Raw genomic sequence first — 11,476 nt, forward strand, 5'->3', positions numbered from 1 at the left:
CGGGCGGCGACCGCGGGGCTTTGCCGTGGTCCACCAGAGTGGAGGCACCTGCATGAAGAAGACAGAGATGCACCAGGTGCCGTCCACCAACACGGCATCCGCGCCCATCATCAGCGTCGTAGCGGAGCATCAGGCCGGCTCCGCACCTCAGTCGGACCACCGCCAGCAGATTCCCTGATAGCCCGACGGCATACGTGTGTTCAGCACGTGGACGGAGTAAGACGCGTCAAGGGTGGCGGACCGCACGTGCGTCCTCTGGCCTTCGTACGAGCTTCGGCGGTAGCTTTCCGCCGTCAGAGGGAGAGCCCCGGGATGGAAGACGACCTGCAGAAGTGATTCACGCAGGCCCTTTCTGACGTTCTGCTGAAAGAACGAGCAGGGGGTTCCCGTGTCGGAGGCCCGGAAATCGTAAGCTACTACCGCGGTTTCATTGCGCGCCAGCGGATGCCCGAAAAGTACGTCGAAGACAGTGGTCCGCAGCTCCGGAAGGTAGCGCATACGACCGAGTCGACCACAAGTAACGGTGATCTCAGGAGGGGCTGCCGCCGATTCCTCGTCCACCTGAACCACGGTCATCGCCCTGACACCCTCACGCGACGCGCGTATTACGTGGCGCTGTGACATGACCGCCATGCCGCGCTTTTCGTTCAAGCGCAGCGTGGTGTCATTGATCATCTGGTGAATGCCGCTGTTCACGTCGGCGAAGTCACTGCCGAGAGCCCGAGCCATCGGTGACGACTCGTTGGTCGTGAGCAGGAGTGACAGGGCGCTCTTGTCCTGCTGGGGTGCGCGCCCGCGAGGCCGATGCGGCCCCAGCAGGGATCGCAGGCTGCTTCGAGGCAGTTCCAGGATGCTTTCCAGCGCGTCCACGGCCCGCAGCGAGTCCGGCCGCTCCGGCTGACTCCGGCCGTTCTGCCAGTAGCTCAGGGTGCTCAGGCTGATTCTGATCCCCTGGAGCAGCAAACGCTGTCGGAGCCGATCCAGGGTGAGTCCACGGCGGCGCACGGCGTTCCTGAGTTCAGTCGAGAAGGTCGACGTACTGTCTCTGCGAGCGACGTGTGTGTCCCTGATCTCGTCGCGGGTTGTCTGTGGGGGTGTAAGAGCCGGTTGTGACCCGTCCATTGATCGGTTGGGGCTGCCTGGGCTGAGGAGTCGCGTCGTGGGCATGACGTCTCCAAGGTTGGACGTGAACTTGGGCGGGGCCGACAGAGCCAGGGGGCGCCTGCTTCTAGCGCGGCCCCGGCTGCCTCGTGGGGCCTGTGGTTCCCTGACTCTGCATCCTGGTGGGGCACCTCACAAGTTCCCTGCACGGCGTTGCTTTCCACAGACTTGCGCGAAAACTGTGAAGCGGACGACGGCAGCAACTTGCGTTGTCAGGCTCGGACCATCTCCGCCTCCGAATGCGCACCTGGCCGAGGTCCGTTGGAGATGCCGGCCGTCACCTGGCGTGCGTGCTTGGCAATCAGTCCAGGTGACGGCCGATCGGGTGCCACGTGATCAGAAGGTCAGGCCCCACGAGCTGAGGGTGCCCGTGATCAGCCGCGCCTGGTCCTGCAGACGCAGAGTCCACGTCCCGTTGGCCTTCTCGGCGGAGGCGTCGACCGTGTAGGTCGTCTTGATGTTGGCTGCCGAGTCCGCTGAGGCCAGTGCCTTGAGGTGGTAGACGGTGCCGTCGGGTGCCACGAGGTCGATAACCACGTCACCGCGCCACTGGTGATCGATGTCGACGGAGACCTTGAGGTTCGCCGGGGCGTTGCCGGTGATACCGGTGACGTTGATTGTGGACGTCACCGCCGGGGCGTTGTCCGGAATCCTCAGAGTCGACGTACTGCCGAACACCCTCGGTGACGGCGTCGTGGGGTCCGTTCCCGTGCCGGTGCCCAGGCTTTCTATCGTCCTGGCCGCGTCGGCGATTCCCGCACCGCAACCGCCGGTGCAGGAGCCGGGCAGATCACGAGCGTTCTTCTTGATGGTTTCCTCGATCTGCGCCGGCGTGAGGCCGGGCTTCGCGGACTTCAGCAGGGCGGCCAGGCCGGCGATGTGCGGTGCGGCCATGGAGGTCCCCATCATCGGCGCGTACGTCTCAGCACCGGTTGGGGTGGTCTTTCCGGCGTTCACTGTGGAGAGGACGCCGTTCGCCGGCGTGGTGATGCTGCCCGGAGCGTCCGTGCCGCGACGGGTCTCGCCACCGGGAGCGGAGATATCGATCTTGCTCCCGAAGTTGGAGTAGAAAGCTCTGCCGCCCTCACGGTTGTTCGAAGCCACGGTGATGACGTTGTTGCAGTTGGCCGGAGTGGCGTTCGCCACGTCCACGTTCGAGTTTCCGGCGGCGACGACGACGGTCGTGCCTCGGGCAACCATGCGGTCAATCGTGCGCTGGTAGTAGACGGGGCAGCCGTTCGATTCCCCGCCCAGGCTGAGGTTGACGACCTCTGCAGGATTCGGGTTCGCTGGAACGCCGTCGATGTCTATACCCGCCGACCACAGCATGGCGATGGCGATGTCGAAGCTGGAACCACTCCCGCACTTGCCCAGGGCGCGGACCGGGGTGATTTCCGCGTTGCCCGCGACCCCGGCGATGCCCTTGCCATTGCCGGTGAGAGCGGCGATGCTGCCGGCCACATGGGTGCCGTGCCAGGAGGAGTCCACGTTCTTCTCGGTGCCACAGTCGGCCGCAGCCCCCCAGGTGCCCTCGTCAGCGGGGTCTGCGTCCCGGCCGTCACCGTCCCGGGCGGTCGTGTCGCTGGTGATGAAGTCGTAGCCGCCCTTGACGTTGGCTCCGAGGTCACCGTGCTTGACGTAGCCGCTGTCGATGACCGCGACATTGACGCCCTTGCCGGTGGACTTCTGCCATGCGCCGGGAACGTTCATGCCTCCGGCCGTTTCGAAGAGGTCCCACTGCTTGCGGTACTCGGTGTCGTTGGGATCGGCTGCCGCCGCCAGCGAGGTCATGATGATCTCGGGCTCGACGAAGGCGACGCTCGGATCGGAGCGGAACTCCGCCAGGATCTTCGCGACCTCGGCCTTCGGCTTCTCGGCGCCCAGGTCGAACACCACCTCACCGGTCGGCGTGCGCTGCTCGAAGCGCAGGCGCTGGCCGACATCCTCGCCCTTGCCGGAGGCGTCCGCGGCAGCCGCTTTGTCGGAGTGCGACTCCTGGGTGTTGGATTTGTATCCCACGACGACGCGTTGCGTCGCGACGGCTTGCGTCATGAAGGAGGCGCCAGGCCCCGCCGACGGGGTGAGAGGGGAAGGAATGGCCAGGGCCGTCGGAGTCGAGGCGATGAGGCCGACGAGCGTCGCGCTCACAGCGGCGAGCGATAGGGCTGTTCGTGTCAGTGGTGTCATGTGTATACCTCCGGGGCATGGCTGCTCAGCGGCTGGCGCCGACGCAGGGCTTGGGTGGGGTGACGGGTTCGGGCAGCGGCACGTCGAACTCGTTGGGGAGGAGGCTAGGGAAACCGGCCTTGCGCCACAACAACATGTGAGCCGGACGATTTTCGACGTTGAGAGTTGCTGCTCGCGCCCTTCGCAAGTCAATGGATATTCTGCGGTTACCTTCCGGGCCGGAGGAGGGCGACATTGGCTCGCCCTCGCTCGTGTTGATGACGGCCAAGGCCCGACGATGCAAGGCGCAACGGTGAATCGCCCCTCTATCCCCGCAGTTCAAGCGTTTCGGATTCGGGCTGGAGTCAACGTCGAAATACCGCGACGCAGTGATCGCACCCTGCCGGTTGAACGGGGCAAGGGGGCGCTCTACATTCCTGCTGGCAGGCCACGTCGTTGCTCCCTGGGAACACCGCGCCGGCGTGCGACCATCTCGACATCCCGAGCTAACCGAAGGCTTTCCCCGATGCATCTCCTCTCCCTGCCGGCGGCGCCACCTCTACAGCGCCCGGCCATCCCGTGGCCCGAGCAGGCATTTCTGAGGGACCGTCACCTGAGCATGCTTCGCGTGGGCACGTGCTTTGACGCGGTGCAAACAGGCCACCACCTCGGTACTCATCTGCTGGAACTACTGGAGGGGCAGGGCTGGGGCGCGGTCGAGGACACCGCGACCGGTTGCTTCCTCTGGCTGATCCCCCTCGGCCACATGGATGCCTGGAGGCCTTTCGCTACACGGTTGGACATCAGAGTCCTCGGTCGTTCCTGGTACGTCGGAATTCCCGGCGAAGACGTCACAGGCCGTCGGCGCTGGCGCGGAGCCGGGCCGGGGCTGATTCCAGCGGATGTGCTGGGTGACGCCGTCGGGCGGTCGGCACCCGTCGTCCTCCCGTTCGCTGTCCCTGTGCGAAGAGGGCTCTCGAACCAGTCGCACAGGCGCTGATCGCACGCGAGTGGGGAACGAAGGAGGCGCTGGCACGGGGGAGGGCGCATGGCGTCGGCGCCACCGCAGGTTCCCGCGGTGGCGCCGGCCCTTCCTCGCTTCACTGCACGAACTTCAGTCCCTGGTTGCGTGGCCGGATCCGCAGAGCACTCAGTCCCTGAGACCTTCCGACGATGAGCTCAGAGCGGCGAGCGTCTTGGTGCTGTCCGCGATTCCCGCGCCGCAGCCGCCGGTGCATGTGCCGGGCAGAGAACGGGCGTTGCCCTTGATGAGGGTCTCGATCCGGGCCGGGGACAGACCGGGGTCGGCGGACTTCAGCAGAGCGGCGAGGCCGGCGATGTGCGGGGCTGCCATGCTGGTCCCCATCATGGGGGCGTACGACTCCCGGCCGGTCGGGCCGGCCTGGCTGGTGTTGACCGTGGAGAGGATCCCGTTCTCCGGTGTCGTGACCGTGCCGGGTGCGTCCTCCGCACGTCGGACCTCACCTCCCGGCGCCGCAACGTCCACCTTGGCGCCGAAGTTCGAGTAGAAGGCCCGGTCGCCCTGCCGGTTGGTCGAGGCGACGGTGATCACGTTGTTGCAGTTCGCCGGAGTGTGCCCGGAGACGTCCTCGTTGCTGTTGCCTGCCGCTACGACGACGGTCGTGCCGCGGGCGACGGCCTTGTCGATCGCGTTCTGGTAGTACCAGGGGCAGGTCTTGGACGCGCCGCCCAGGCTGAGGTTGATGACCTCGGCCGGGTCCGGGCTCGTCGGGAAGTTCGTCATGGGAACACCCGCCGCGTACTGGATGCCGATGGCGATGTCCAGAGAGCCGCCACTGCCGCACTTGCCCAGCGCGCGTACGGGCAGGATTTTGGCTTGGTGGGCGACGCCCGCGATCCCCTTGCCGTTGTCAGCGATGGCGGCGATCGTGCCCGCCACATGCGTGCCGTGCCAGGAGGACTTCACGTCCGTCTTTGTGCCGCACTCCTGCGCCGAGCCCCAGGTTCCCTCGTCGTTCGGGTTGCTGTCGCCGCCGTCGCCGTCACGGGCGGAAGCAGCGCTGCTGATGAAGTCGTGACCGCCCCGGACGTTCGCCCCGAGGTCGCTGTGCCTGACGTAGCCGGTGTCGATGACGGCCACGTTGGTGCCTTGGCCGGTGCTCTTCGCCCAGGCGGCAGGTACGTTCATGCCGCCGACCGGCTCGAAGAGGTCCCACTGCTCGCCGTACCGGGTATCGCTGGGGTCGCCGCCCTCGGCCATCGACTTCATCACCAGTTCCGGTGCGACGAAGGCAACGCTCGGGTCGGAGCGGTACTCCGCGAGGACTTCGGCGACTTCCGCCCTGGACTGCCGGCCGCCCAGGTTGATCACCACGTCACCCGTGGGGGCACGCCCCTGGAATCGCAGCCGCTGATCGACGTCCTGTGCCTTGTCCGTGGTATCCGCGGCAGCCGCCTTGTCCGACCGCGCCTCGGCTGCCGATGCCTTGTAGCTCACGATCACGCGGCCCGCGGCCGTGGCATCCGTGACATCCGGCACCGCGGCGGGGGACGCGACCGCGAGAGGACCGGTAGCGGCGAGTGCCAGCAGTACGGAGCCTGCGGCGCTGACGATGATGGCTTTGCGTATCGTTCTCTTCACCTGGAATGCCTCCTCTGAAAACGCATGTCCGATGCATGACATGCCTTTGGTGGAGGAGGTTAGAGATCTGACCGGGGTGCTGACTACGGGAGATGAGGATTAATTCACCGGAATATTTCGACGTTGCCTGTTGCGTGTATCGGGCGATGCGTCGGGTAATTGTCAGGACGGCTCGTCAAAGCATTTCGATGCTGGGATCCGTCGGTGAATATCGGGTGGTGTCCAACGTCTTTGCAGCGGGGCCGTATGTACGTTCATCCGGTCGTCCGGCCCTACGCCGACAGTGGCCCGAACCCGGTAGACCTGCTCCAGGAGGGCCGGTGTGAGTACCGCCTCCGGCGGGCCGGAGGCGACGACCCGGCCGGCGTCGAGAAGAACCAGATGGTCGCAGTAGCGGGCGGCCAGATCGAGTTCGTGCAGCGCCGCGACAACCGTGGTGTCGATGTGCGAGAGCACTTCCAGGAGGTCGAGCCGGTGGCTGATGTCCAAGTGGTTGGTGGGTTCGTCGAGCAGGAGGGCCGGGGTCTCCTGAGCCAGCGCCCGAGCGATGCTGGCCCGCTGCCGTTCACCTCCGGACAATGTGGTCCAGGAGCGTTCCGCGAGGGCCGCCACTCCCATGGTGGCCATGGCCTGTTCGACCGCGCGGACGTCCGAGTCCGTGGCGGCTCCTCGTCGGTGGTGCGGGGACCGGCCGAGCATGACGACCTGCGCCACCGTCATCTCGACCTCGGAGGCGGTCTCCTGGGCGACGAGGGCCAGACGGCGGGCGACACAGCGTCTCTTCAGCGTCGCCACGTCGGTTCCGTCCAACAACGCCTGGCCGGTCGAGGGCCGGAGGACGCCGGCGAGGAGGCGCAGGACCGTCGACTTCCCCGACCCGTTGGGGCCGATCAGGCCGGTGAAGGAACCTGGCGGCACCGTGAAGGTGACACCGTCCACGACCGCGCGGCCGCTCACCGTCCACTCCAGGCGGTGGGCGCGGCACTCGATGCCGGGGTCGGTGCCCTTCACGCCGTCCTCGCACGTCGGCGCAGCAGTGCCGCGAAGGCGGGCACGCCGATGAGCGCGGTCAGTACGCCGACCGGCATCTCCTGCGGGCCGAAAGCGGTCCGGGCGGCGGTGTCCGCCCAGACCAGAAAGACAGCGCCGAGCAGGGCGGAGGAGGGCAGAAGCAGTCGGTGCGGGGCCTGAGTGAGCATCCGTACCGCATGCGGGATCAGGATGCCTACGAAGCCGATCGCGCCGCTGGCCGCTACGAGCGCCCCGGTCACCAAGGCGGTCGTCGCGTAGAGCAGGCCCTCCGCACGCCGTGGGGAAAAGCCGAGACTGGCTGCGGTCTCACGGCCGAAGGCGAGGGCGTCGAGTGGGCCTGCGTACAGCAGGAAGACCAACAGGCCGGCCATGGTGGCAAGCGAACATATGCCAACGGAGACCCAGTTCGCCGAGGCGAGCGAGCCGAGCAGCCAGAAGGTCACTGCCCTGGTGCGTTCGGCATCGCCGGACCGCACGATGACCAGGCTGGTGAGCGCACTGAACAACTGGGACACCACGACACCGCAGAGCACCACCTTCGTCGTGGAGCCGAAGGAACGCCCGAGCAGGAGCAGGACACAGCCGAAGGCCGCGACAGCCCCGGCGAAGGCACCGACGGGGAGACCGAGGGCGCCGACGCCGAGCACCAGGACCAGGACCGCTCCGGTGGACGCTCCGGCCGATACGCCCAGCAGGTAGGGATCCGCCAGCGGATTGCGCGTGATGGCCTGGAGGACCGCTCCGCACAGGGCGAGGCCTGCCCCCACCAGTGCGGCCAGCAGGACGCGCGGGAGTCTCAGGTCCCACACGATGCTGTCGCGCAGCGGGGGCAAGGCTTGCCACGGTGCCCCGAGATGGACTCCTATGGTGCGGGCCACGTCCGCCGGCGGTATGTCAGCACTGCCTGTGCCGACCGCGATGAGCACGGACAGCGGCAGGAGGACGCCGCAACAGGCGAGGACGAGCGCGCCCCGCAGGCGGGAGCCCCGCAGCCCGCTCGTGGTCACGTTCTTCATGCTCATCGTCGCGCGAAGACCACGTAGTCGTCGAGGTACTGCCACACCGTGCCCACCTCGGCGAAGCCGGCGGTGCTGAGGGCAGCGAGGTGGAAATGGAGTGGGGAGTGCGGCTGCGGGGGGCGGTCCGCAAAGCGCAGCCGACGTTCGGCCACGAACGGGGCTGTCCCTGGCTGGGCGGTCGCCAGTTCGTACCAGGCGTCCCACGTGTCCGCCCCGGCGGTGAACGAGGCGCGCTGCACCTCGGCATCATGACGTGCGGACAGGGCTTTGAGGGTGTCGTTGCCGGTTCCGTAGCGCAGGTGGTCGGCGTTGAGGAACAGGGCTCCGGCCGGCAGGAGGTCGGCGAGTGCGGTGTAGACGCCCAGTAGTTGGGAGGGGGAAAGCCAGTGCAGGGCGGTGGAGGAGACGACGGCGTCGATCCTCTGGCCTACCAGCGGCTCCGCCCAGCCGGCCCGTACGAGATCGGCGTCCAGGACCGTGGCCCGGTCGCCGTGCTCCGCGAGCACCGCGCCGGCCAGACGCAGCAGCACGGGGTCGTAGTCGACAGCCGTGACCCGCGCATGAGGGAAGGCGGTAAGGACGCGGTCGGCCAGGGAGCCGGGACCGCAAGCGAGGTCGAGGACATGGAACGGCTCGCTCAGGTGTAGACGCAGCACGTCCAGCATCGACTGGAAGCGCTGTTCCCGGTGGGCGACGTAGGCGGATTGCTGGCTGTCCCAGCGTTCCAGGAGGCCGCGCGGGGAGAGGGCATTTTCGGTCATAGGAGTGGCCTCAGTTCTGGAGGAGGATCGGGGCGGTGTTGCCGGGGCGGAAGCAGGTAGGCGGTGTCAGCCGTAGAGCTTTGCCAGACCCTTGCTGAGCTCCTCCACCAGACCGACGCTGCGAACGGAGGGGTCCATGGCAGAGCCGGGCACCACAATGAACCGGTTCTCCCGCACGGCGCTGAGGCGTGAGGTGAGGGGGTGGGTGCGGAGGAACTTCCTCTTCGCTGCGGCACTGTCGCCGTCTCCTCCGCGCGTCAGGTCGGCCAGGACGATCACGTCCGGATCGCGCTCTGCGATCTCCTCCCAGTTGCCCTCGGGCCACTTCTGTTCCAGGTCGTCGAAGGCATTGTCCAGTCCCGTCAGGTCACTGACCGTGGAGGGCAGGCCGCCATGCCCGGCGATGTGAGGGGTTGTGGTGCCGGAGTAGTACCACATCAGGTCCGCGTCGATGTTCTTGGGAACCTCGCGCACCGCTCGGTCGAGCCGGGTACGCAGACCCTCGACGACCTTCTCCCCACGTTGCCGGACACCGAAGACGGTGGCGATGTCCTCGATCTCGTTGAAGATGGCTTCGAAGCGCACTTCGGCAGGCGTCATCCCGGGCTTTTCGCAGTCGTGGGCGGAGAGATACGCCGGGACGCCGAGCTTCTTCCAGTCGGCGCGGGGGCCTGCGGCGTCGGCCGCGAACGCCGAGGAGAGCGTGCTATAGAGGAAATCCGGTTCCTCGGCAAGCGTCGACTCGTGGCCGGCGTACTGACCCGCGAGCACCGGAACCTTCTTGTACTGGTCGGACAGTTCGGGGAGCACCGGGTCGGTCTGGTAGGAGGTGCCGGCCATCCTGTCCGCCAGCCCCAGGCTGAGCATGATCTCCGTAGCGTTCTGTTCCAAAGATATGGCCCGCCGAGGGGGACGAGGCACGTCCACTTCTGTCCCACAGCTGCGGATGACTGCACCGGGCTGAGGTGTCGCAGACGTGCGTTCCGGAGAACTGGCGCCATCAGTGCCGCAGGCGGCGAGCCCGGAGACGAGGAGGAGGGCACCTACCGAACTCTTAATGGAGGTGATTTTCATGTTCATGGAATATAGCCGCAATCCAGCCGCTCGTGGCCGGTTCGAGGCTCGGCGACAGGGGGCGGGTGCGGCGAGCTGGTCCTGACGTATCGTCACCAGTGTGCTCGGTTTCCGAGTTGAGCTCTGGCGGGATATTCGCCGGTGGCGGGCGATGGTCCGCGATGTGCTGCACGTCACTTCAGGGTCCTCGCCGTGCGTGCGCGCGTGCTGCCGCCTTCCTCTTCGGTGTTGCCCCACCTGGTCTGCCGACTCAGAATCGGAGACTCGGTGGTTGAGCGGTCTCCCGGATGGGCGGCGCCGATCGGCTTGATAATGGAAGCCATGTTCAAATAGCGTGATCGCTGTTGCTTCTGTCCCAAGAGCTGGCTTCGTGCGCTGCCGGGCCTGCCCGTGCCCATGCATCCGAGGGTCACATGTCTCACGGCTGCCCCTCGGCGCGCCCCTGGTTATTGCTTTGGTTAGTGACTAAAGTGCCACTGGCGCGGAGGCCTGCCCGCCAAGGTCGGCGCGGAGGGGCCATGGGACGCGCGAACCCGGTTCCCGCGTACCCATGCATCGCCCGGGGTGGCGTGCGTGCGGCACAGCACCTCCTACAGAGAGTGAAAAGACTCGGTGAATGGTGCGATCAGCGAGATAACGGTGCGATCTGCCCGTCGCGGCGACCCTGCCGCGCGTGAGCGGCTGGCGGCCGACAGCCTTCCGTTGGTGTACAACGTGGTCGGCCGGGCGCTGAACGGGCATGGTGATGTCGATGACGTGGTGCAGGAGACCATGCTGCGTGCGCTGGACGGTCTGCCCGGCCTCCGGGACGCATCCAGGTTCCGCTCGTGGCTCATCGCCATAGCCATGAACCAGATACGCAATCGCTGGGCGCTTCGTCAGTCACAAGCAGTCTCGTTGGCGGAGGCGGAGTGCCTCCCCGATCCGACCCTGGATTTCGCTGAACTGACGATCCTGCGGCTTGGGTTGTCCGGGCAGCGGCGGGAGGCGGCGGAGGCGACCCGGTGGCTGGACGACTCCGACCAGGAGGCGCTTGCTTTGTGGTGGCTGGAAGCCGCCGGGATGTTGACTCGCGCGGAGTTGGCGGCCGCGCTAGGGCTGTCGACCCGTCATACCGCAGTACGCGTACAACGGTTGAAGGAACAGTTGGAGTCGGCGCGTGTCGTGGTTCGGGCGTTGCGCGTGGAAGCCCGGTGCTCTGGGCTGGCGTCGCTGGTCGTGACGTGGGACGGTGCACCGCGGCCGTTGTGGCGCAAGCGGCTGGCGCGTCACGTGCGCGGCTGTGATCAGTGCGGCGACAGGGGCAAAGGCGCGGTGCCGCTGGAGGGGCTTCTCGCGGGGATCGGCCTCGTCGTGCCCCTGTACGCCGGCACGGCTCTTTGGGAAACGGTCCGTGAGGCAGCTCGACAGGGGCAGTCTCAGGCCGCAGGAGCAGTTCTGCCGTACACGGCCGGGGCCGTGACACTGGCGGCAGCGGTCACGGTCGCACTGCTGATGTGGCCGTCGCCTCGAGCGAGCGTCACCGCACCGCCCGCGGAGCCGACGCGTACCGCCCCGCCCCCTCGTACGACCGCACCGGCCGCGAGGCCCCTCCCCAGCGCCAGAGCGGAAGTCGAGTTTTCGTCGCCGCCGTCGTCGCG

The 11,476-nt window shown here is 67.1% G+C and carries 9 protein-coding genes; 1 reads left to right on the forward strand and 8 read right to left on the reverse strand.

What is annotated here, in order from left to right; genetic code table 11:
* Positions 1-147: 147 nt before the first annotated feature.
* From HET64_RS11235 to HET64_RS11270, 8 genes are all read right to left on the reverse strand, one after another.
* Positions 148-1,005, reverse strand: coding sequence for an XRE family transcriptional regulator (locus tag HET64_RS11235; protein WP_215104367.1), 858 nt, complete (start codon positions 1,003-1,005; stop codon positions 148-150).
* A gap of 492 nt (positions 1,006-1,497) precedes the next feature.
* Complete coding sequence (locus HET64_RS11240) at positions 1,498-3,213, reverse strand: S8 family serine peptidase (RefSeq protein WP_251145144.1); 1,716 nt, start codon at positions 3,211-3,213, stop codon at positions 1,498-1,500.
* A gap of 160 nt (positions 3,214-3,373) precedes the next feature.
* Positions 3,374-3,616, reverse strand: coding sequence for a hypothetical protein (locus tag HET64_RS11245; RefSeq protein ID WP_215104371.1), 243 nt, complete (start codon positions 3,614-3,616; stop codon positions 3,374-3,376).
* A gap of 861 nt (positions 3,617-4,477) precedes the next feature.
* Positions 4,478-5,950: a S8 family peptidase gene (locus HET64_RS11250; protein WP_308369976.1), complete on the reverse strand. Its 1,473-nt coding sequence runs from the start codon at positions 5,948-5,950 to the stop codon at positions 4,478-4,480.
* Between the two features lie 162 nt (positions 5,951-6,112).
* Complete coding sequence (locus HET64_RS11255) at positions 6,113-6,961, reverse strand: ABC transporter ATP-binding protein (protein ID WP_308369978.1); 849 nt, start codon at positions 6,959-6,961, stop codon at positions 6,113-6,115.
* Complete coding sequence (locus HET64_RS11260) at positions 6,958-7,998, reverse strand: iron ABC transporter permease (protein WP_251145145.1); 1,041 nt, start codon at positions 7,996-7,998, stop codon at positions 6,958-6,960. Before HET64_RS11260 ends, HET64_RS11255 begins: the two co-directional genes overlap by 4 nt.
* 2 nt (positions 7,999-8,000) lie before the next feature.
* Complete coding sequence (locus HET64_RS11265) at positions 8,001-8,762, reverse strand: trans-aconitate 2-methyltransferase (RefSeq protein WP_215104377.1); 762 nt, start codon at positions 8,760-8,762, stop codon at positions 8,001-8,003.
* Positions 8,763-8,828: 66 nt separating this feature from the next.
* On the reverse strand, positions 8,829-9,836 hold the full coding sequence (locus HET64_RS11270; RefSeq protein ID WP_215104379.1) for an ABC transporter substrate-binding protein: 1,008 nt from the start codon (positions 9,834-9,836) through the stop codon (positions 8,829-8,831).
* Positions 9,837-10,541: 705 nt separating this feature from the next.
* Between HET64_RS11270 and HET64_RS11275 the strand changes: the two genes are divergently transcribed.
* Positions 10,542-11,476: sigma-70 family RNA polymerase sigma factor (locus tag HET64_RS11275; protein WP_308369980.1), on the forward strand; the 935-nt coding region annotated here is incomplete at its 3' end.

The sequence above is a fragment of the Streptomyces sp. McG3 genome, assembly GCF_018619185.1.
GTDB lineage: Bacteria > Actinomycetota > Actinomycetes > Streptomycetales > Streptomycetaceae > Streptomyces.

Coding starts and splice junctions, on each gene's coding strand:
- HET64_RS11240 (WP_251145144.1), bottom strand. CDS start 3,213: ATGACGCAAGCCGTCGCGACGCAACGCGTCGTCGTGGGATACAAATCC.
- HET64_RS11260 (WP_251145145.1), bottom strand. CDS start 7,998: ATGAAGAACGTGACCACGAGCGGGCTGCGGGGCTCCCGCCTGCGGGGC.
- HET64_RS11265 (WP_215104377.1), bottom strand. CDS start 8,762: ATGACCGAAAATGCCCTCTCCCCGCGCGGCCTCCTGGAACGCTGGGAC.
- HET64_RS11270 (WP_215104379.1), bottom strand. CDS start 9,836: ATGAAAATCACCTCCATTAAGAGTTCGGTAGGTGCCCTCCTCCTCGTC.